This is a genomic window from Pseudomonas chlororaphis subsp. piscium (genome assembly GCF_003850345.1).
GTDB lineage: Bacteria > Pseudomonadota > Gammaproteobacteria > Pseudomonadales > Pseudomonadaceae > Aquipseudomonas > Aquipseudomonas piscium.
In genome coordinates this window covers 3,961,753-3,981,972 of record NZ_CP027707.1, presented here as the reverse complement: position 1 = coordinate 3,981,972, position 20,220 = coordinate 3,961,753, and the positions used below count along the sequence as shown (strand labels likewise).

At 64.3% G+C, this 20,220-nt stretch carries 17 protein-coding genes; 14 read left to right on the top strand and 3 right to left on the bottom strand.

All coding sequences use genetic code 11. The features are described from left to right. Nucleotides 1-196: 196 nt before the first annotated feature. The 4 genes from C4K38_RS18310 (at nucleotide 197) to C4K38_RS18295 (ending at nucleotide 3,942) form a co-directional block, all read left to right on the top strand. Entirely contained in the window at nucleotides 197-697 is a 501-nt protein-coding gene (locus tag C4K38_RS18310) for a GNAT family N-acetyltransferase (protein ID WP_053279630.1), read from the top strand. Between the two features lie 228 nt (nucleotides 698-925). Next, nucleotides 926-1,657: a GntR family transcriptional regulator gene (locus tag C4K38_RS18305; RefSeq protein ID WP_053279629.1), complete on the top strand. Its 732-nt coding sequence runs from the start codon at nucleotides 926-928 to the stop codon at nucleotides 1,655-1,657. A 136-nt stretch (nucleotides 1,658-1,793) separates the two neighbouring features. After that, nucleotides 1,794-3,083: an MFS transporter gene (locus C4K38_RS18300; protein WP_053279628.1), complete on the top strand. Its 1,290-nt coding sequence runs from the start codon at nucleotides 1,794-1,796 to the stop codon at nucleotides 3,081-3,083. Between the two features lie 28 nt (nucleotides 3,084-3,111). After that, nucleotides 3,112-3,942, top strand: a complete 831-nt coding sequence (locus C4K38_RS18295) for an amidohydrolase family protein (RefSeq protein WP_053279627.1) — start codon at nucleotides 3,112-3,114, stop codon at nucleotides 3,940-3,942. A 30-nt stretch (nucleotides 3,943-3,972) separates the two neighbouring features. Here C4K38_RS18295 and C4K38_RS18290 read toward each other — a convergent pair whose 3' ends face one another. Next, on the bottom strand, nucleotides 3,973-4,644 hold the full coding sequence (locus tag C4K38_RS18290) for a class I SAM-dependent methyltransferase (RefSeq protein ID WP_053279626.1): 672 nt from the start codon (nucleotides 4,642-4,644) through the stop codon (nucleotides 3,973-3,975). Nucleotides 4,645-5,143: 499 nt separating this feature from the next. Here C4K38_RS18290 and estP point away from each other — a divergent pair, with 499 nt between their 5' ends. Further along, a complete protein-coding gene (gene estP, locus C4K38_RS18285; protein ID WP_081364281.1) occupies nucleotides 5,144-7,048 on the top strand; it encodes an esterase EstP in 1,905 nt (634 codons plus the stop codon). 246 nt (nucleotides 7,049-7,294) lie between these two features. Here estP and C4K38_RS18280 read toward each other — a convergent pair whose 3' ends face one another. Further along, nucleotides 7,295-8,278, bottom strand: a complete 984-nt coding sequence (locus tag C4K38_RS18280; RefSeq protein WP_053279595.1) for a TerC family protein — start codon at nucleotides 8,276-8,278, stop codon at nucleotides 7,295-7,297. A 311-nt stretch (nucleotides 8,279-8,589) separates the two neighbouring features. Between C4K38_RS18280 and C4K38_RS18275 the strand changes: the two genes are divergently transcribed. Then, entirely contained in the window at nucleotides 8,590-10,986 is a 2,397-nt protein-coding gene (locus C4K38_RS18275; protein ID WP_053279594.1) for a TonB-dependent receptor plug domain-containing protein, read from the top strand. A 180-nt stretch (nucleotides 10,987-11,166) separates the two neighbouring features. Further along, complete coding sequence (locus C4K38_RS18270) at nucleotides 11,167-12,492, top strand: LLM class flavin-dependent oxidoreductase (RefSeq protein ID WP_053279593.1); 1,326 nt, start codon at nucleotides 11,167-11,169, stop codon at nucleotides 12,490-12,492. A 14-nt stretch (nucleotides 12,493-12,506) separates the two neighbouring features. On the opposite strand, the gene C4K38_RS18265 is transcribed toward C4K38_RS18270, so the two are convergent. Then, on the bottom strand, nucleotides 12,507-13,406 hold the full coding sequence (locus C4K38_RS18265) for a LysR substrate-binding domain-containing protein (RefSeq protein ID WP_053279592.1): 900 nt from the start codon (nucleotides 13,404-13,406) through the stop codon (nucleotides 12,507-12,509). Between the two features lie 207 nt (nucleotides 13,407-13,613). Between C4K38_RS18265 and C4K38_RS18260 the strand changes: the two genes are divergently transcribed. The 7 genes from C4K38_RS18260 to C4K38_RS18230 all read left to right on the top strand — a co-directional run bounded on the left by C4K38_RS18260 (nucleotide 13,614) and on the right by C4K38_RS18230 (nucleotide 20,175). After that, nucleotides 13,614-14,561, top strand: a complete 948-nt coding sequence (locus C4K38_RS18260; protein WP_053279591.1) for a branched-chain amino acid ABC transporter permease — start codon at nucleotides 13,614-13,616, stop codon at nucleotides 14,559-14,561. Continuing rightward, the gene (locus tag C4K38_RS18255) at nucleotides 14,558-15,661 is read left to right on the top strand and encodes an ABC transporter permease subunit (protein ID WP_053279590.1); all 1,104 of its coding nucleotides are present in this window, start codon (nucleotides 14,558-14,560) and stop codon (nucleotides 15,659-15,661) included. The genes C4K38_RS18260 and C4K38_RS18255 overlap by 4 nt, the downstream gene beginning before the upstream one ends. Beyond that, nucleotides 15,658-16,431, top strand: a complete 774-nt coding sequence (locus C4K38_RS18250; RefSeq protein WP_053279589.1) for an ABC transporter ATP-binding protein — start codon at nucleotides 15,658-15,660, stop codon at nucleotides 16,429-16,431. Before C4K38_RS18255 ends, C4K38_RS18250 begins: the two co-directional genes overlap by 4 nt. Next, nucleotides 16,424-17,140, top strand: coding sequence for an ABC transporter ATP-binding protein (locus C4K38_RS18245; RefSeq protein ID WP_053279588.1), 717 nt, complete (start codon nucleotides 16,424-16,426; stop codon nucleotides 17,138-17,140). Before C4K38_RS18250 ends, C4K38_RS18245 begins: the two co-directional genes overlap by 8 nt. An 86-nt stretch (nucleotides 17,141-17,226) precedes the next feature. Then, entirely contained in the window at nucleotides 17,227-18,384 is a 1,158-nt protein-coding gene (locus tag C4K38_RS18240; RefSeq protein ID WP_053279587.1) for a branched-chain amino acid ABC transporter substrate-binding protein, read from the top strand. Between the two features lie 67 nt (nucleotides 18,385-18,451). Then, nucleotides 18,452-18,943: an L-2-amino-thiazoline-4-carboxylic acid hydrolase gene (locus C4K38_RS18235; RefSeq protein ID WP_053279586.1), complete on the top strand. Its 492-nt coding sequence runs from the start codon at nucleotides 18,452-18,454 to the stop codon at nucleotides 18,941-18,943. Next, on the top strand, nucleotides 18,940-20,175 hold the full coding sequence (locus C4K38_RS18230) for a M20 family metallo-hydrolase (protein ID WP_053279585.1): 1,236 nt from the start codon (nucleotides 18,940-18,942) through the stop codon (nucleotides 20,173-20,175). The genes C4K38_RS18235 and C4K38_RS18230 overlap by 4 nt, the downstream gene beginning before the upstream one ends. Nucleotides 20,176-20,220 lie beyond the last annotated feature (45 nt).

Below are 20,220 nucleotides of genomic sequence, written 5' to 3'. Positions count from 1 at the left end.
GGCAGACTCGGTTGATCATCGACGGTACGGGCGTAAAACAGGCCTTCAGCGTTGCTCGGCCGGGGTGTGTTCATTGTCCCGTCATGACCGATGAAGGGGCTGCTATCGACCTGGCCAGTCACCTGAAGTTCCCGCAGGAACGGCCGCCAGGAGGGCAAGTCCGGGCAATGACCCATGAGAACAAGGAGAGGTGTGCATGCAGTCGTTCAAAGTGCGCGAGCTGAGCCATACGGATACTGAAGCGCTGCTGGCGTTCGAAACCCGGAACCGTGAGTGGTTCGAATCCCATATCGAGGCGCGCGCCCCTGCTTTTTATTCGGTGCAGGGCGTCGCCGAGCATATCGAAGGCTACCTGGCCGGTTTCGCGGCTGGCACCTGGCATCCGCTGGTGATCGAGGATTGCAGCGGAACCATCATCGGCCGCGCCAACCTGAAAAACATCGATAGTGCGCAGGGTTCTGCCGAAGTCGGCTATCGGATTGCCCAAAGCGCTTGCGGCCAGGGGCTCGCGACACAGGCGCTGCGCCATCTGATCCAGCAAGCGCGGACGCGCTGGCACCTGACGCAACTGGTGGCTTATGTCTACAAGGAAAATCTCGGCTCGACCAAGGTGGTGGAGCGCTGCGGGTTCTTGCTTGAGCCATCCGCAGAAGACGGCAAGGCAGGGGGCGAATGCCGTTTTGTCCTCTCTGTCTAGAGAAGGGCTTTACCACGGTTCCGAGTGCTGTTGGGCGGTACGGCCAGGCTGGCTTCGACCTGTCGCACCGGTAAGAAGGCGCGATTGGAGCTGACACAGGGCTGACCATTCGGCGCCGTGCCATTGGTCAGCAAGCTGCCTCGCGTCTCCTTGACAGCCAAGTCGTCTAGGGAAATACTCGCCACCAATATTCATATAGATGACTAGATAACAAGGTGAATAAAGTCGATGAATTCTCTCTCCAGTGATGTTCGCCTGCCGCTGTACCAACGCCTGCGGGATCATTTGGCCGAACAGATCGCCAACAATCGCTGGCGTCCGGGGGAGGCGATTCCCACCGAGGCTGCGCTTTCGGCGGAGTACCAGCTGTCCACCGGTACCGTGCGCAAGGCGGTCGATGCGTTGGTCAGCGAGGGCATTCTGGAGCGTCAGCAGGGGCGAGGCACCTTCATTCGCCGGCCACAGTTTCAGTCTTCGCTGTTTCGTTTCTTCCGTTTTCAAACCCCCGCCGGCGAGCGCCAGGTGCCGGAGAGTCGCATCTTGTCGATCGAACCGGTAACCGCGCCCTCGGCGGTGGCCCAGGCATTGGGGCTGCCAGCCGACGCGCCGGTGATTCGCATTGTCCGTGTGCGTCTGCTGGATGTTCAGCCGGTGCTGGCCGAAGAAATCTGGTTGCCGCGCAGCCGCTTTCAACGGCTGTTGGAGATCGACCTGGCTGAAAAGGGGCCACTGCTTTACCCGATCTACGAAGAGGTGTGCGGCCAGGTCGTCGCCTATGCCGAAGAAACCCTTACCGCCGAATCGGTGAATGACGTGCATGCCCGGTTGCTGCAAGTGCCGGTCAACAGCCCGGTGGTGGTGATCGAGCGCCTGGCGCGCGACTACGCCGGTACGCCTCTGGAATGGCGGCGTTCCCGCGGGCATGCCGAGCATTTCCGCTACAGCGTGGAAATTCGCTGACCCAATGCCTGGGTAGCGGACCCTTTGGCGGCGAGTCGCTCGCCGCTGAGTTCATCGATGTATTTGCCCTGACTGGCCCGGTAGCGGCGCGGTTCGCGTTCGGCTGCTTCACGTTCCACTCATAAGGATAAAAATCATGTTCAGTTGGTATCGCCAAGTCACTCCTCGGGAGCGCAAGACGTTTTGGGCCTGCTTCGGCGGTTGGTCGCTCGATGCACTGGAAGTACAGATGTTCGGCCTGGCGATTCCGGCGTTGATCGCCGCGTTCGCCTTGACCAAGGGCGATGCGGGGCTGATCAGTGGTGTCACCCTGATCACCTCGGCCATCGGCGGCTGGGTCGGGGGGACCTTGTCCGACCGCTACGGTCGAGTGCGCACGCTGCAATGGATGATCCTGTGGTTTTCGTTTTTTACCTTTCTGTCCGCGTTCGTCACTGGCTTGCACCAGCTGTTGATCGTCAAGGCCCTGCAGGGTTTTGGCATCGGCGGGGAGTGGGCCGCCGGCGCGGTGTTGATGGCCGAAACGATCAACCCGAAGTATCGCGGCAAGGTGATGGGCACTGTGCAAAGTGCCTGGGCCGTGGGTTGGGGCCTGGCCGTTGGCGTGTTCGCGCTGATTTACTCCCTGGTGCCCCAGGACATGGCCTGGCGTGTGATGTTCCTGGTCGGCTTGCTGCCCTCGCTCCTGATCATCTGGGTGCGACGCAATGTCCAGGAGCCCGACAGCTTCCAGCGCCTGCAAAAAGCACAGGCCATTCCACAAAGCTTCTTCAAATCCCTGGCCGGAATCTTCCGTCCCGAGCTGTTGCGCGTGACGTTGTTTGGCGGTCTCCTGGGCCTCGGCGCCCATGGGGGGTACCACGCCGTGATGACGTGGTTGCCGACCTTTCTCAAGACTGAGCGCAACCTGTCCGTGCTGAACTCGGGTGGCTACCTGGCCGTGATCATCTTCGCCTTCTGGTGCGGTTGTGTGGTCAGCGGCTTTCTGATCGACCGCATTGGCCGGCGTAAAAACATTGTGCTGTTCGCCTTGTGCTGCGTCGTCACCGTGCAGTGCTATGTCTTCCTGCCGCTGACCAATACGCAGATGCTGTTCCTCGGCTTCCCCTTGGGTTTCTTTGCCGCGGGTATTCCGGCGAGCCTGGGGGCGTTGTTCAACGAGTTGTACCCGGCCGACGTGCGCGGTGCCGGTGTGGGGTTCTGCTACAACTTCGGCCGGGTGCTCTCGGCGGTGTTCCCGTTCCTGGTGGGCCACATGAGCGATTCCATGTCGCTGGGCTCTGCCATTGGTATCGACGCCGGCATCGCTTATGGCGTGGCGGTGGTTGCCGCACTTTGCTTGCCGGAAACCCGTGGCCGAAGCCTCGAAACTACCCAGGCGTCGGCACCCGCGACCAACACCGGCACCGAGCAGGCCCGAGCTTGATGATCATTACCTTCGATAGATGAAATCCATGCCTGATACCCGTTCTGAGTCGATCGTCGGCATCGACGCCCATGCCCATGTGTTCAACCGCACACTGAACCTGGTCGCAGCCCGGCGTTACACCCCTGGCTATGATGCCCCGCTTGGGGAATACCTGAAGCACTTGCAGGCGCATGGCTTGAGTCATGGCGTGCTGGTGCAGCCGAGCTTTCTGGGCACCGACAACAGCTACCTGCTGGCGGCGTTGCAACAGGCGCCGGCGCGTTTGCGCGGGGTGGTGGTGGTCGAGCCGCAGATCAGTCGCGCGGCCTTGCACGAGATGGCCCGGCTGGGCGTGGTCGGGGTGCGCTTGAACCTCATGGGCAAGGTATTGCCTGACTTTCGCGAAGAGGGTTGGAAAGACTTCTTCGGCCACCTCGCGGAACTGGGCTGGCATGTCGAGTTACACCGGCATGTGGAGGACTTGCCGCTGCTGCTCGGGCAACTGATTCCATTCGGCATCAAGCTGGTGGTCGATCACTTCGGTCGCCCGGATGCGCGCTTGAGCATCGATCAACCGGGGTTTGCCGAGATGCTCGAACTGGGGTTGAGCGAGCAGGTATGGATGAAGGTGTCCGGTATCTATCGATTGGGCGGGACGGATCGCCAGAACCTCGAATTTGCTCGGAATGCATTGCCGCTGATGGAGCAAAGCTTTGGTATTCAGCGTTTGGTATGGGGCAGCGACTGGCCCCATACCCAGCATGAAGACAGTGTCAGTTTCGGCAGGGTGATCGAGCAGCTGGATGCGCTGGGGTGTTCGACGCCGTTTGCGCGTGCACTGCTGGTGGACTCGCCCAGAGCGCTATTCGGCTTTTAGCGAAAGGGCAGGCGGGCTGGATTTTCCTCATCACCCACGCCGCTCGGCCACCAGCAGCAACGACTGCGGCACCGGGCTTTGCGGGTGTTGCGGTTCCTGCAGGCTGGCCAGCTGGAAGCCGGCCATGTCCAGGGCATTGAGCCAGCTGGACAGGGTGCGGAAGTACCACGGCATGGGCTGCCACTGGCCCTTGAACCCGGCGAAGGTCTCTTCGCGCCAGCCGTCCTGATAGTCGCCGGCCGCTGCGGTCCAGGGGTGCAGGGTCTGGATCGCCAGCGCGCCGCCGGGTGCGAGCAGGGCGTGCATGGCGGCCAGCAGCGGGATGATGTCCTGGTGCAGCAGGGCGAAGTTGGCGCAGATCAGGTTGTAGTCGCGGCCGATATCCACCTGTGCTTCCACCAGCGCGGCATAGTTGGCCACATGCACCGTTGCCGAACCCGCGGCGCGCGCGGCCTCGACCAGGGTCGCATCGCCATCCACCCCGACCGCCTCGATGCCCCGCTGAGCCAGGGCCCGTAACAGCCAGCCTTCGCCGCAGCCGAGGTCGAGCACACGCTCGGGCTGACGGCCTAGCACCGCCAGCAGGATCGCCTGGTCGGTGACTTCGACGCGACTTTCGATGGCGCCGTTGCGGATGGCCTCGATCCAGGCCTGGGCGTTGTGCTGCCAGCTGTGCAGCAGGGCAATCTCGGAGGTGGGCATCTCGGAGTCCTCAGTCGGGAGGGTGGATGCCAAGCATAGGGCAAAAGGGACCCTGCCAGTGCCCGTTCGCGCCCGCGACGCAGGCCGAGCGAGAGCCGGATGTCACCTTCGTCCTGGTTGTCCTCAAGGCCAAGGGCGAGCCGCAGCGCCTGTGGTGTGCGACAAGAAAATTCAGAGGGAGCGCTTATTCGTCGTCATTCGTCGGCGGGTTCGACTACTGTCTAGGGGCCCTTCAGAACAATCTGAATCTCCATCCCCGCATGTTTCGCGAGATCGGGATCGGGCATTGTGGCAGCTCGAGTCGGCAAGGTTTTCGAGGGGGAACCGAGCGGACGGTACAAGGCTCGCTATCGACGAGTCGTGCCCTTGAGTCGCTATCGTCATTCAACCGAAAAAAATGCTATGCAAAAGGCCCGGCAATGGGCTGTGACAACCCCTCGCGAAAGTCTTTGGTAATGCCGACTCGTTCTTTACAACAAAATATAGAATGGACTTGTTCATGATCAAAAAGACGTTGTTCGTACCACTCGCCAGTACGCTTTTATCCTTGGCCTGCGCTCAAGCGATCGCCTCTCCCTATTCCAACCTCATCGTCTTCGGCGACAGCCTCAGCGATGCCGGGCAATTCGCCGATCCAGGCGGCCCCTCGGGAGCCACCCTGCGTGCTACCAACCGCACAGGGCCTATCTACCTGGATGGCAGTGGTGAAATCTATTCCGCCAACGCAACGCAATTGCTCGGCGCCAAACTGGGGTTCTCCGAGGACCAGCTAGCCGCCTCGACCTCGGCCACCCGCGCCAGCGAAGGCCTGCCTGACGGCAACAACTGGGCGGTCGGCCGTTATCGCACCGACCAGATTCTCGATTCGATTACCACCACCTCGATCGCTGGCGATCGAAGTCGCCCGGGTTATCTGGTGGATAACCATTTGCGCGCCGACCCGAACGCCCTGTACTACCTGACGGGCGGCGGCAACGATTTCCTCCAGGGCCGCGTCACCAGCCTCGACCAGGCCAACGCAGCAGCTGGTCGCCTGGTCGACAGCGTGCAAGCGCTGCAACAGGCCGGCGCCCGCTACATCATGGTCTGGCTGCTGCCGGATATCGGCCTGACCCCAGCAATCAACGGCAGTCCGCTGCAAGCCTTCACTTCCCAGCTCAGCGCTCAGTTCAACAGCGAGCTGGTCCGGCAATTGCGGACAGTCGATGCGCAAGTCATTCCCCTCAATATTCCCGTGCTCTTGAAGGAAACCTTCGCCAACCAGGCACAGTTCGGCCTGGCCACCGACCAGAACCTTATCGCTACCTGCTTCAGCGGCAGAAGCTGCACGGAAAACGCCCGCTACGGCCTTCACAGCGCCACGCCGGACCCGAGCAAGCTGATCTACAACGACGCGGTCCACCCCACCGAAGCTGGCCAGCGGTTGATCGCTGATTACGCTTATTCCCTGCTGGCGGCGCCCTGGGAAATAACCCTGCTCCCGGAAATGGCCCAGGGCACCCTGCGTGCGCACCAGGATGAGCTGCGCAACCAATGGCAGGCCGATTGGGAAAACTGGCAGGGCGTGGGTCAATGGCGGGCGATTGTCGCCGCGGGCGGCCAGCACCAGGACTTCGACAGCCAGCGCAGCGGCGCCAGTGCCGACGGCAACGGCTTCAACCTGAACATCGGTGGCAGCTACCGGCTCGACGAGGCCTGGCGAGTAGGCGTGCTGGCCGGCGCCTATCGGCAGAAGCTCGAAGCTGGCGGCAACGACTCGGACTACAAACTCAACACCTACCTGGGCACCGCCTTCGTCCAGTACCAGCAAAACCGCTGGTGGGCCGACGCGGCCGCCACCGCTGGGCACCTGGACTACGACAACCTCAAGCGCAAATTCGACCTGGGCCCCAACGAGCGCGGGGAAAAAGGCGACACCAGCGGCGATATCCTGGCCTTCAGCGCTCGCCTGGGCTACGACATCGCGCAGCAGGCCAGCAGCCCGTGGCACCTGTCGCCGTTCATCAGCGCCGACTACGCGCGGGCCAAGGTCGACGGTTACTCCGAGGACGGCAGCGACTCCACCGCCCTGACCTTCGACGACCAGAAACGCACCTCGCGGCGCCTGGGCATCGGCCTGCAGGGCAAGTATCAGATCACCCAGCAAACCCAGGTGTTCGGCGAAATCGCCCACGAAAAGGAATACGAGGACGACACCCAGAAGCTGACCATGGCCCTCAACAGCCTGCCGGATAATCGCTACACCCTGGAAGGCTATACCCCGCAGACCAACCTGAACCGCCTGAACCTCGGGGTCAGCCACAAACTCACCCAGGACCTGGCCCTGCGCGCCAGCTACAACATCCGCAAGGACGATGACTTCACCCAGCAAGGCATCAATGTCGGGGTCAGCCTCGACTTCTAAAATCCCCCGCAGTCTCGGCAGCGGCTACGAGGATTCCACCTGTAGCCGCTGCCTCGCGTAATCAGGACCGACCGGACGCGAATCAGGTCATCAGCTGTCTCGGGTCCGGGTACGCAGCGCTTGTCGCAGATCCGCCTTATGCCTTGCCAGCGCTTCGCTGCCACCCATCGACAGGCCTGGGCTGCGTAGCAGGGTGGATTCGGCAGTGGGCATGTGGCTGGGCTGACATTCGCCGCGCAGGCGCTCCTACGGGGTTCGCATCCGGTCCTCGTCAGGCGCTTTGTTGCGACTCATGATCAGGCTCAACAGCACCGAAGCCAGAATGATCCCGCCGACCACGGCCAGCGACCATTCCACCGGCATGTGCAGCCACGGCATCAGCGTCATCTTGGTGCCGATGAACACCAGCACGATCGCCAGGCCGTACTTGAGCAGGTGGAAGCGGTCGGCCATGTCGGCCAGCAGGAAGTACAGGGCGCGCAGGCCCATGATCGCGAAGATGTTCGAGGTGAACACAATGAAGGGGTCGGTGGTGATGGCGAAGATCGCCGGGATGCTGTCGACCGCGAACATCAGGTCGCTGCCCTCGATCAGCACCAGCACCAGGAACATCGGGGTGGCCCAGCGCCGACCCTCTTGCTTGACGAAAAAACGCTCGCCATGAAAGCCGCCGGTGATCCGCAGATGGCCCTGTATCCAGCGCAATATGGGGTTGTTGTCGAGGTCGGGCTGCTGGTGGGCGAATAGCAGCATCTTGATCCCGGTGATGATCAGGAACACGCCGAACGCATACAGCAGCCACGCGAACTGCGACACCAGCCACACGCCGGCGAAAATCATCGCCCCGCGCATCACGATCGCCCCGAGCACCCCGTACAGCAACACCCGGCGCTGCAACTCCGGTGGCACGGCAAAGTAGCCGAAAATCATCACGAAGATGAACATGTTGTCGATCGACAACGATTGCTCGATCAGATAGCCGGTGAGGAATTCCAGGGTCTTGTGTTGGGCGATCTCAGGCCCGAACTCGCCCTCCAGGTGCCACCAGAGCAATCCCGCGAAGACCATCGCCAGCGTGGACCAGGCAATCACCCAGCACGACGCCTCGCGCACCGACACGCGGTGCGCCTTGCGCCCGCCGAGGACAAACAGGTCCACGGCCAGCATGGCAAGCACGAAGGCGATGAAGGCGAACCACATCCAGGGTTCGCCGATGTGCAAGGACTGCATGCCGTTCTCCCGGTCTGGGCTTTGTTCTGGAGCCGACAGGTCATGCTAGCGGGGAGATTGCCGTGAAGAAAAATCGATTATTCCTGAGCAGTGATTCGGTATTTACGAAGTGTCGCGGATGCGTTCGGCTTATGCCCTGACTTATTCGATAACGGTATTTAAAAAATTATCTGTTAGCGCTTTAGATTATATGGCCGGTCAACTGGATCCATTCTTAAAACAGAATCGATGATCGCCACCGTCCGCCGCACGGATCGCTCGTCTGCATGCCAGGCGTTGTTCGCCCTGGTTTTAGCGTCAAGGAGAGCGGTATGGGGAGCTACACACGACACCTTCTGTCCACGGCGATCGTCTCGGCCAATGTGCTGGGCGCCGTGCTCTGGAGTGGCGGCGCAGGGGCCGCGCAGGCCACGGAAGACAGCGACACAGCGGCCCGGCTGGATACGGTGATCGTCACCGGTACCCGGGCCCAGGAGCGCACCGCTAGCGCTTCGCTGTCACCCATCGATGTGATTTCCGGCGACAGCCTGCGCAGTTCCGGTTCCGGCGAACTGGCCACGGTGCTGGCCAAGCTGATCCCGTCGATCAATTTCCCGCGCCCGAGCCTGGTGGACGGCGCCGAGCTGACCCGCCCGGCGCAGTTGCGTGGGTTGTCGCCGGACCAGGTGCTGGTGCTGGTGAACGGCAAGCGCCGGCACACCTCGGCCTTCGTCAACCTCGGCGGCGCGGTGGGGCGCGGCTCGGCGCCGGCGGACCTGAACGCGATCCCGCTGTCGGCCATCGACCATATCGAGGTGCTGCGTGATGGCGCCTCGGCGCGTTATGGCTCGGACGCCATCGCCGGGGTGATCAACATCATCCTCAAGAGCGCCGACCACGGCGGCTCGATATCCACCAAATACGGGCAGTACAAGAAGGGCGACGGCATTCAGCGCCAGGTTGCCGGCAACAGCGGTTTTGCCCTGGGGGACAACGGCTTTGTCAGCCTGTCCGGCGAGGGCACGAACAACGACTACACCGACCGCGCCGGCAAGGACTTCCGGCCCGCCAGCGTCGGCTCCACCACCTACGGCCAGCATGTGTTCCGCCAGGGCGAACCGGAAACCGAGGAGGGCAAGTTCCAGTTCAACTCCGCCTACAGCTTCAACGATGCCGCCGAGTTGTACGGCTTCGGCGGCTACAGCAAGCGCCGGGGCGAAACCGCGGCCTTCTATCGCGCCAGCAATGCCTCGAACAACAACCGGGTGCTGCACCCCAACGGTTACCTGCCGCTGATCAACGGCACCCTGGAAGACACCAGCCTGGTGGTCGGCCTGCGTGGCGAGCTGCTGGATAACTGGCACTACGACCTGTCGGCCAACTACGGCAAGAACACCTATGAACTGCGGACCAAGACCATCAACACCTCGCTGGGCCTGAACACCCCGCACGCGTTCGACAACGGCACCCTGACCAACGACCAGCGGCAACTGAGCCTGGACCTGTCCCGGGAGTTCAGCCTGGGCTGGCTGCCTTACCCGGTGTCGGTGGCCTTCGGCACCGAGTACCTGCGCCAGGGTTATCAGATCGAGGCCGGGCAGCCTGAGTCCTACTACCAGACCGGCAGTTCCGGGCTGGGCGGTTTCCGTGATTCGGACGCCGGCAGTTCGTCGCGCCACAACTTCGCCCAGTACCTGGACCTGGAGACCAACTTCACCGACAAGCTGGCGGTGTCGGCGGCGGTGCGGCATGAGGACTACAGCGACTTCGGTTCCAACGTCAGCGGCTCGCTCTCGGCGCGCTACGACTTCACCCCGCGGGTGGCCTTGCGCGGCAGTGTGTCCACGGGCTTTCGCGCGCCGTCCCTGGCGCAGCAGAACTTCACCTTCACTTCGTCGCAGCTGATCGGCAATACCATCCAGGAATCTGGGACCTTCGCCGCCGACAGCCAAGTCGCCAGGCTGCTGGGGGCGGAAGATCTCAAGGCGGAAAAATCGCGCAACTACAGCCTTGGCCTGGTGCTCGAACCCCTGGACAACCTGACGGTCACCGCCGACCTGTACCACATCGATATCCGCGACCGGGTGTCGCTGTCGTCGAACCTGGTGCTCAACAACACCGCGATCGATTACCTCAAGGCCAACGGCGTCGGCAATATCAACTACACCAGCGCGCGCTACTTCACCAATGCCACCGACACCAGCACCGATGGCTTGGACCTGGTGGCCAACTATCGCTACCAGCTGGACAACGGCATCCGCTGGAACAGCACAGTCGGCTACAACTACAACCACACCAAGGTCACCGACGTGAAAGCCAACCCGGCGATCCTCGATCAACTGGGGGTCAACCTGGTGCGGGTCGACCGGCGCGAGCGCATCGGCCTGCTGGGCGACACCACGCCGCAGCACAAGCTGAGCCTGGCCAACGACTTCAACTACGGCAACTGGGCGCTGCACAGCAACCTGGTGCGTTATGGCGAGTTCACCAGCTACCAGGCGGACAAGGTCAACGACCAGACCTTCAGCGCCGCCTGGCTGCTGGACCTGGCGGTCGATTACAAGCTGCAGAACTGGCTGTTCACCCTGGGCGGCGACAACGTCACCGACAAATACCCGGAGAAGGTCAACGCCTACGCCTCCAGCGGCGGCAACCTGGCGTACAGCACCTTCTCGCCCTACGGCTACAGCGGCGCGTTCTACTACGCCAAGGTTGCCTACAACTGGTAGGGCCTGACGGGGAGGGTGCAGGCGCTGTCCAAAGGGCCCGGCCGATGTCGGGCCCCGTGGGGGATTTGCAGTGCCGCGTCATAACGGCATAAGCCAGCACCTTTGATTATTGGACAGGCCAAGTTTGCCCGGTCGATGCTGCGGGTCCTCTGACCCAGGAGCTGTCACAAGGAGCTTGCCATGCCTGCCCAACGCCAACTCAAGCTGGGCGCCTTCATGCGCCCGGTCAGCATCCATACCGGCGCCTGGCGCTACCCGGGCGCCTATCGCGACGCCAACTTCAACTTCGCCCACCTCAAGCGTTTCGCCCAGACCCTGGAGCGGGCGCGCTTCGATGCGTTTTTCATGGCCGACCACCTGGCCTTGCTCAACATGCCCATCGACGCCTTGAAGCGCAGCCATACCGCCACCTCGTTCGAACCCTTCACCCTGTTGTCCGCCCTCAGCCAGGCCACCGAACACATCGGCCTGGTGGCGACCGCCTCGACCACCTACGACGAGCCGTTTCATATCGCCCGGCGTTTCGCCTCCCTCGATCATTTGAGCAAGGGTCGCGCCGGCTGGAACATCGTCACCACCGCCAACCCCGATGCCGCGCTGAACTTCGGCCTGGAGCAGGCCTTCGCCCATGACGAGCGTTATGCCCGGGCGCGGGAGTTCTACGAGGTGGTCACTGGGCTCTGGGACAGCTGGGCGGACGATGCCTTCGTGCGTGATGCCGACAGTGGGGTGTATTTCGACCCGGACAAGCTGCACCGTCTCGACCATGCCGGCCGCCACCTGAACGTGCGCGGACCGCTGCACATTGCCCGTCCGGTGCAGGGCTGGCCGGTGATCGTGCAGGCCGGCGCGTCGGAGCCCGGGCGCCAGCTGGCCGCGGAAACCGCGGAGGTGATTTTTGTCGCCCCGGGCACGCTGGAGGAGGGCCGGGCGTTTTATGCCGATATCAAGCGGCGCATGCTTGCGGTCGGTCGCGATCCCGAACACCTGAAGATCCTTCCCGGGGCCTTTGTGGTGGTCGGCGACACCCAGGAGGAAGCACTGCGGATTCGCGCGCACCTCGACAGCCTGGTGCACTACGAGAGCGCGATTGCCTCGCTGTCCATCGCCCTGGGCACCGACGCGACGAAGTTCGATCCGGACGCTTTCCTGCCGCCGATCCCCCAAACCAACGCCAGCCAGAGCGCCCGCGAGCGGGTATTGGCCCTGGCCGATCGCGAACAGCTGACGGTCCGCCAACTGGCCCAGCGCCTCGGTGGATACGCCGGCCTGTCGTTCGTCGGCACCGCTAGGAGCATTGCCGACGACATGCAGCAATGGCTGGAGACCCACGGCAGCGACGGTTTCAACATCATGTTTTCCTGGCTGCCGGGCGGCCTCGACGACTTCGTCGCCAAGGTGATTCCCGAGTTGCAGGGGCGGGGGATTTTCCGCCGCGAATACGAGGGGGCCACCTTGCGTGAAAACCTTGGGCTGCCGCGTCCGGCGAACCGGTTTTTTACCTAGGCGCCTGGCGTCGTTTATCCCCGCACCAGGCTGCGCTTGATCCACTCATACAGCTTGACGCCCTCGGTGGAGAGCTCGCTGTTGGAGCGGCGGCACAGGTAGTACTGGCGCCCGTCGTCGACCTCCAGATCGAACAGTTTCACCAGCTCGCCACTGGCCACATGGGGCGCCACCAGCGGCTCGCGCAGCAATGAGCAGCCGAGGCCGGTGAGGGTGGCGGTCAGGGCCAGCTGGCCGTCTTCCAGCAGCAGGCCATTGAGCGCGGTGGCGTGGCGCACCTCGGCGGCCTGCAGCCACTGGCCCCAGGTGCCGCGTTCCTCGTCGTGCAGCAGCGGCAGTTCGCTCAGGGCCTGGGGGCTGTCGATGGGGCCGTGCCGTTCGAGAAAGGCACGGCTGCAATAGGGCGTGACCGCCCCGGAAATCAACGGCTCGCTGTGATACCCCGGCCAGTGCCCGGTGCCGAAGCGGATCGACAGGTCCGCGGCGTCGCTGGGGTAGCTGCGGTGGTTGGCATAGGTGACGTTGATGTCCAGCTCCGGATGGTCGCCCAGGAACTCCGCCAGGCGCGGAATGAACAGGTTGATGCCGAACAACGGAATCAGGCTGATGGTGACCTGGCGCGTGGCGCTTTTTTCTCGCACATGCTCGGTGGCGCTGCGCAGCACCGCGAAGGCCGAGCGGATCGCCCGGTAATACTCGCGGCCTTCCTCGGTGAGGATCAGGTTGCGGCCCTGGCGCAAGGTCAAAGGCTGCTGCAGGAAGCTTTCCAGCAGGTGCAATTGATGGCTGACCGCGGAGGGGGAAACGTCCAGCTCGCGGGCGGCGGCATTCACCCCGCCATGGCGGGCAAAGGCTTCGAAGGTGCGCACGGCACGCAGCGGAGGGTCATTGGCTAACTGTTCTAAATTATTCATGTGTTGAATTAAATACCAAGATATTTGAGAAATAAAGAGCCGTAACTGCCGTATTTATGGCGGTTATAGCGTTTTTGTTATTTCGCATAACCATATGAATTTCTGATATTTGATAAAAATAGAATAAATAACTAGTGTGCCGCGTTCTTGCTTTCCGGTCGGCGCGCGGTGCGGTCCGACCCTTGGTACATGGGGTTGATGGTTTTCATGGATGCCTTTATCCAGCAACTGCTCAATGGCTTGATGTCGGGCAGTCTCTACGCGCTTGTGGCCCTGGGCTACACCATGGTCTACGGCATCCTGCGGATCATCAACTTCGCCCATGGTGACGTGTTGATGATCGGCGCTTTGATCGGGTTGTCGGTGATTCGCCTGTTGCAGGCCACCTGGCCCGAATTGCCCGCGGTGCCGGTCCTGCTGCTGGCCACCCTGATCGCCATGGCCTGCTGCGCCTTGCTCGCGGTGCTGATCGAGCGGGTCGCCTACCGGCGCCTGCGCCATGCGCCGCGGCTGGCCCCGCTGATCAGCGGCATCGGCGTGTCGCTGCTGCTGCAAACCGTCGCCATGTTGGTGTGGACGCGCAACCCGCAGATGTTCCCGCAACTGCTGCCGCTGGAGCCGATCGAGGTGCTGCCAGGCGCTTCCGGGCATGGCGCGGTGACCAACGCCACCGCCCTGACCACCATCGGCATCGCCCTGGCGGTAATGCTGGCGCTGCTGGTGCTGGTGGAGCGCAGCCGCTTTGGCCGGGCCATGCGCGCCGTCGCCGAGAACCCCCAGGTCGCCAGCCTGATGGGCATCAACCCCAACCGCATCATCGTGCTGACCTTCGCCATCGGCGGCGCCCTGGCCGCGCTCGCCGGCATCATGATGGCCAGCAACTACGGCAGCGCGCATTTCTACATGGGCTTCCTGCCGGGGATCAAAGCCTTTACCGCCGCGGTGCTGGGGGGCATCGGCAACCTCAAGGGGGCGATGCTCGGCGGCCTGTTGCTGGGGCTGATCGAGGCCCTGGGCACCGGCTACCTGGGAACGGCCACCGGCGGCCTGTTCGGCAGCAACTATCAGGATGTGTTCGCCTTTATCGTGCTGATCGCGGTGCTGGTGTTCCGTCCTTCGGGGATTCTTGGCGAACGACTGGCGAGCCGCGCATGACACTCACGACCGCACTGGCAACACCTTCCAGCTCTCGCGCCCACTTTGGCCTGCTGCTGTTCACCCTGGCCCTGATCCTGGCGCCCTGGGTGGTCGGCCACGCGGGCGGCAACACCTGGGTCCGGACCCTGGATTTCGCGCTGCTCTACATCATGCTGGCCCTGGGGCTGAACATAGTGGTCGGTTACGCCGGGCTGCTGGACATGGGCTTTATCGCCTTCTACGCGGTGGGCGCCTACCTCGCGGCGCTGCTGTCCTCGCCACACCTGCTGGCGCAGTTCCCGGCCCTGGCGGCGGCGCTGCCGGAAGGCCTGCACACCTCGATCTGGCTGATCCTGCCCCTGGCCGCGCTGCTGGCGGCCGGCTGCGGCCTGGTGCTGGGGGCGCCGACCCTACGCCTGCGCGGCGACTACCTGGCCATCGTTACCCTGGGCTTCGGCGAGATCATCCGCATCCTGCTGCGCAACCTCGACCGGCCGGTGAACCTCACCAACGGCCCCAAGGGCATCGCCCAGGTCGACCCGGTGCACCTGCTGGGGATCAACCTCGGCCGCAGCCAGGAGTTGTTCGGCCTGCGCCTGCCGTCGGTCTACCTGTACTACTACCTGTTCGCCGCGCTGGTGCTGCTGATCCTGTTCGCCTGTATCCGCCTCCAGCGTTCGCGCATCGGCCGCGCCTGGATGGCAATTCGCGAGGACGAGGACGCGGCGCAAGCCATGGGCCTGGATACCCGGCGCCTGAAGCTGCTGGCGTTTGCCATAGGCGCCGCTTTCGGCGGTGTCAGCGGCGCGCTGTTCGCCTCCTTCCAGGGCTTCGTGTCGCCGGAGTCCTTCACCCTCAACGAGTCGATTGCCGTGCTGGCCATGGTGGTGCTGGGCGGCATGGGGCATATCCCCGGGGTGATCCTCGGCTGCGTGCTGCTGGCGGCCTTGCCGGAAGCCTTGCGCGCAAGCATGGGCCCGTTGCAGCAGGCGCTGTTCGGCCAGGTGCTGCTGGACCCGGAAATCATCCGCCAGCTGTTCTACGGGCTGGCGCTGATCCTGGCCATGCTCTATCGGCCCGCGGGCCTGTGGCCGGCGCCGGCGGGAGGTGCGCGATGAACCGGCCGTTGTTGCGGATCGAAGGGGTGAACAAGCACTTCGGTGGCGTCGCCGCGCTGAGCGATGTCAGCCTGAGCATCCAGCCCGGGGAAATCTACGGCTTGATCGGGCCCAATGGCGCGGGCAAGACCACCTTCTTTAATGTCATGACCGGTCTCTACAGCGCCGACTCCGGAAGCTTCCAGCTCGACGGCCAGGCCTATCGGCCGACGGCGGTGCACCGGGTGGCCCGGGCCGGCATCGCCCGGACCTTCCAGAACATCCGCCTGTTCAACGCCATGAGCGCGCTGGAGAACGTCATGGTCGGGCGCCATGTGCGCACCCGCAACGGCCTTTGGGCCGCCTTGAGCCGCCATCGCCGGGCCCGCGAGGAAGAGGCCCGGACCCGCGAGCAGGCCTATCGCCTGCTGGAGTACGTGGGCCTGGCCGGCTTCGCCGACTACCGCGCCGACAGCCTGTCCTACGGCCATCAGCGGCGCCTGGAAATCGCCCGCGCCCTGGCCACCGAACCGCTGCTGCTGGCCCTCGACGAGCCGGCGGCGGGGATGAACGCCAGCGAGAAAGTGCAGCTGCGCGGCCTGCTGGAAAAAATCCGCGGCGACGGCCACAGCCTGTTGCTGATCGAGCACGACGTGAAGCTGGTGATGGGGGTGTGCGACCGCATCAGCGTGCTGGACTACGGCCGGGTGATCGCCGAGGGCGCGTCGCAGCAGGTGCGTCGCCACCCAGCAGTGATTCAAGCCTACCTGGGAGCCAGCGCCGATGTCTGAGCCACTGTTGAAAATCGATAGTTTGCAGGTGCGCTACGGCGCCATCGAAGCGGTCAAGTCCCTGGACCTGCGGATCGCCGAGGGCGAGCGGGTGACCCTGATCGGCGCCAACGGCGCGGGCAAGACTTCCAGCCTCAAGGCGCTCACCGGGTTGCTACCGGCAGCCCAGGGGCAGATCCATTTCGCCGGGCGTCCGGTGCTCGGCCTGGCGCCCCATGAACTGCTGCGCCAGGGCATCGCCATGGTCCCGGAAGGGCGCGGCATCTTCGCCCGCATGACAGTGCTGGAGAACCTCCAGGCCGGGGCCTTCCTGCGCCGTGACCGGGCCCAGGTCAACCGCGAGATCCGCCAGCTGTTCGAGCACTTTCCACGCCTGGAAGAACGCTTGCAGCAGTCCGCTGGGCTGCTCTCCGGCGGCGAGCAGCAGATGCTCGCCCTGGCCCGGGCGCTGCTGTCCCGGCCGCGCCTGCTGGTGCTGGACGAACCTTCCATGGGGCTGGCGCCGATCATGGTGGAGAAGCTGTTCCAGGTCATCGACGACGTCTGCCGCCAGGGCATGACCCTGTTGCTGGTGGAGCAGAACGCCCGGCTGGCCTTGCAGGTCACCGACCGCGCCTACGTGATGGACACCGGCCGCATCAGCCTGAGCGGCGCCTCGCGCGAGCTGCTCGACGACCCCGAGGTGCGCGCGGTGTACCTCGGGGAATGAATCAACCACTGACGCTACCGGACGCCCGGCGTGTTCCGACAAGCCCGTACAGGCCAGACATGGCCTGCCTGAAACAGGAAATACCGATGAAGACTTCCGCTCCATTCAAACGCGCCGTACTCCTGGGCCTGGCGCTGAGCAGCCTGGGCAGCGCCGTGGCCCAAGCCGAGCAACAAGTGCTGATCGGCCTGGCCGGGCCGCTGACCGGGCCCTCGGCGCGGATCGGCAAGGACCTGGAAAACGGCGCGCAGCTGGCCATCGACCAGGCCAACGCCCGGCATCCGCAGATCAATGGCGAGGCGGTGACCTACAAGCTGGTCTCCGAAGACGACCAGTCCGATCCCCGCACGGCGGTCTCGGTGGCCCAGCGCCTGGTCGACGCCGAGGTGGTGGGGGTGGTCGGCCACTGGAACACCGGCACCAGCATTCCTGCGGCGCGGGTCTACCACGACGCCGGGATCGCCCAGGTGGCGCCGGTCGCCACTGGCCATGCCTACACCCAGCAGGGTTTCGACAGCAGTTTCCGGATCATGGGCCATGACGACGATGGCGGCCGGGTCGCCGGCGACTATGCCTTGAATAGCCTCAAGGCCCGGCGCATCGCCGTGATCGATGATCGCACCGCCTTCGGCCAGGGCCTGGCGGACCAGTTCGCCAAGGCCGTCGAGGCCAGTGGCGCCAGCGTGGTGGCGCGCGAGTACGTGGACGACAAGACCATCGATTTCAGCGCAGTGCTGACCAACATCCGCAGCCAGAACCCCGACCTGATTTTCTTCGGCGGGGTCGACTCCCAGGCCGCGCCGCTGGCCCGGCGCATCAAGCAACTGGGGATCAAGGCCCCGCTGATGGGCGCCGGAGGTTTTGTCAGCCAGACCTTCCTGCAACTGGCGCAGAACGAAGGCGAGGGCGTGATTGCCCTGGAACCGGGCCTGGCGGTGGCGCAGATGCCCGGCGGCAAGGCCTTCGAGCAGGCGTACCAGCAACGCTTCAAACATGGCATCGAACTGCATGCGCCATTCGCCTATGACGGCGTCGGCGTGCTGATCGCGGCGATCGAGAAAGCCGGCTCGACCGATCCCCGGCAATACCTGCCGGTGCTGCGCGCCAGCCAATACTCGGGGGTGACCGGCACCATCGCCTTCGATGCCCAGGGCAACCTGAAGAACCCGTCGTTCACCGTCTACCAGGTCAAGGCCGGCCAGTGGCAGCCGGTGAGCGTGGCGGGTGGCGAGCCGGCGCAATAAGGCTAAGGCCAATCATCGGGCGGGCCCTGTGGCCCGCCCGGTTCCGTGGAGCTGATGGAGGCACACAATGAGCAAACTGCAAGGTGAACTGGGCATCCTCGCCCGGCGGCGGATCGAAGCCGAAATCATCAAGCCGATCTACGACATCCTGGTGCGCGAGCATGGCCAGGCCCATGCCGCGGCGGTGATCGGCGAAGCCGTGGGCAACGCGGCGATCCAGGCCGGCCGGCATTTCGCCGCCCTGGAGGAGCACGGCGCCGACCTCAAGAGCTTCGTCGAGCTGCAGGTGCTCTGGGAGCAGGACGACGCGCTGAAGGTCGAGATCATCGCCAGCGACGCCGAGCACTACGACTACGACGTCAAGCGCTGCCGCTACGCCGAGATGTACCACGAGATGGGCCTGGGCGAGATCGGTCACCTGCTGTCGTGCAACCGCGACGAGCTGTTTATCGTCGGTTACAACCCGGACATCCAGCTGACCCGCACCCAGACCATCATGGGCGGCGCGCCGCGCTGCGATTTCCGCTACCGGGCTAAGCCCCAGGAGCCTCGCTCATGAGTCTCAAGGCACGGGTCAATGGCGAGCGCCTGTGGGCCTCGCTGATGGAGATGGCGCAGATCGGCGCGACTGCCAAGGGCGGGGTCACGCGCCTGGCGCTGAGCGATGAGGACCGGCGCGGTCGCGATCTGTTTGTGGGATGGGCTGAAGCAGCCGGGTGCACGATCCGCGTCGATGCCATGGGCAATATCTTTGCCCGGCGCGCCGGGCGCAACGATGAGCTGGCGCCGGTGCTGACCGGCTCCCACGGCGACTCCCAGCCGGCGGGCGGCAAGTTCGACGGCATCTACGGCGTGCTGGCCGGGCTGGAGGTGTTGCGTATCCTCAACGACCTCGGGATCGAGACCGAGCGGCCGATCGAGGTGGTCAACTGGACCAACGAAGAAGGCTCGCGCTTCGCCCCGGCGATGATTGCCTCGGGGGTGTATGCCGGGGTGTTCGATCTGGAGTACGGCCTGTCGCGAGTCGATGCCGAGGGCATCAGCATCGGCGAGGCGCTGCAACGCATCGGTTACGCCGGCACCCACGCGGTGGGCGGCCAGGCGGTGCACGCGGCGTTCGAGCTGCACATCGAGCAGGGCCCGATCCTCGAAGCCCAGGGCCTGACCATAGGCGTGGTCAGCGGGGCCCAGGGCCAGCGCTGGTATGAGGTCGAACTGCTGGGCCGCAGCGCCCACGCCGGCACCACGCCCATGGATCATCGGCTGGATGCCGTGCTCGGGTTCGCCCGGGTGGTGGAGGCGGTCAATCAGCTGGGCCTGGAGCAGGGCGCCGAGGGCCGGGCCACGGTAGGCATGGCCAATCTCTTTCCCAACTCGCGCAACGTGGTGCCCGGCCGGGTGTTTTTCAGCGTCGAGTTCCGCCATCCGGACGAGGCGGTGCTGGCCCGCCAGGACCAGCAGCTGCGCGAGGCGGTGGCCCGGATTGCCGAGGGCATCGGCCTGCAGCACAGCGTCAAGCAGATCTTCCAGTACGCGCCCATCGCCTTCGACCGTGACTGCGTCGAGGTGGTCCGCGCCGCCAGCGAAGCCCTGGGCCACAGCCACCGGCCGATGATCTCCGGGGCCGGGCACGACGCCTGCTACCTGAACCGCGTGGCGCCCACGGCGATGATCTTCGTGCCCTGCGTGGACGGCCTCAGCCATAACGAAGCGGAAGAGATCCACCCCCATTGGTCCACGGCTGGCGCCGATGTGCTGTTGCAGTCGATCCTGGCCAAGGCGGGGGGCTGAACCCACGGCATGCTGCGCAGCACTCCGGCAAGCCTGGGGAGAAAT

Excerpts from the sequence above, each read along its gene's own strand:
- C4K38_RS18270 (WP_053279593.1), top strand. The coding sequence starts at position 11,167 with ATGCCTGCCCAACGCCAACTCAAGCTGGGCGCCTTCATGCGCCCGGTC.
- C4K38_RS18230 (WP_053279585.1), top strand. The coding sequence starts at position 18,940 with ATGAGTCTCAAGGCACGGGTCAATGGCGAGCGCCTGTGGGCCTCGCTG.
- estP (WP_081364281.1), top strand. The coding sequence starts at position 5,144 with ATGATCAAAAAGACGTTGTTCGTACCACTCGCCAGTACGCTTTTATCC.
- C4K38_RS18290 (WP_053279626.1), bottom strand. The coding sequence starts at position 4,644 with ATGCCCACCTCCGAGATTGCCCTGCTGCACAGCTGGCAGCACAACGCC.
- C4K38_RS18240 (WP_053279587.1), top strand. The coding sequence starts at position 17,227 with ATGAAGACTTCCGCTCCATTCAAACGCGCCGTACTCCTGGGCCTGGCG.
- C4K38_RS18275 (WP_053279594.1), top strand. The coding sequence starts at position 8,590 with ATGGGGAGCTACACACGACACCTTCTGTCCACGGCGATCGTCTCGGCC.
- C4K38_RS18280 (WP_053279595.1), bottom strand. The coding sequence starts at position 8,278 with ATGCAGTCCTTGCACATCGGCGAACCCTGGATGTGGTTCGCCTTCATC.
- C4K38_RS18255 (WP_053279590.1), top strand. The coding sequence starts at position 14,558 with ATGACACTCACGACCGCACTGGCAACACCTTCCAGCTCTCGCGCCCAC.
- C4K38_RS18235 (WP_053279586.1), top strand. The coding sequence starts at position 18,452 with ATGAGCAAACTGCAAGGTGAACTGGGCATCCTCGCCCGGCGGCGGATC.
- C4K38_RS18300 (WP_053279628.1), top strand. The coding sequence starts at position 1,794 with ATGTTCAGTTGGTATCGCCAAGTCACTCCTCGGGAGCGCAAGACGTTT.
- C4K38_RS18265 (WP_053279592.1), bottom strand. The coding sequence starts at position 13,406 with ATGAATAATTTAGAACAGTTAGCCAATGACCCTCCGCTGCGTGCCGTG.
- C4K38_RS18250 (WP_053279589.1), top strand. The coding sequence starts at position 15,658 with ATGAACCGGCCGTTGTTGCGGATCGAAGGGGTGAACAAGCACTTCGGT.
- C4K38_RS18310 (WP_053279630.1), top strand. The coding sequence starts at position 197 with ATGCAGTCGTTCAAAGTGCGCGAGCTGAGCCATACGGATACTGAAGCG.
- C4K38_RS18305 (WP_053279629.1), top strand. The coding sequence starts at position 926 with ATGAATTCTCTCTCCAGTGATGTTCGCCTGCCGCTGTACCAACGCCTG.
- C4K38_RS18295 (WP_053279627.1), top strand. The coding sequence starts at position 3,112 with ATGCCTGATACCCGTTCTGAGTCGATCGTCGGCATCGACGCCCATGCC.
- C4K38_RS18245 (WP_053279588.1), top strand. The coding sequence starts at position 16,424 with ATGTCTGAGCCACTGTTGAAAATCGATAGTTTGCAGGTGCGCTACGGC.
- C4K38_RS18260 (WP_053279591.1), top strand. The coding sequence starts at position 13,614 with ATGGATGCCTTTATCCAGCAACTGCTCAATGGCTTGATGTCGGGCAGT.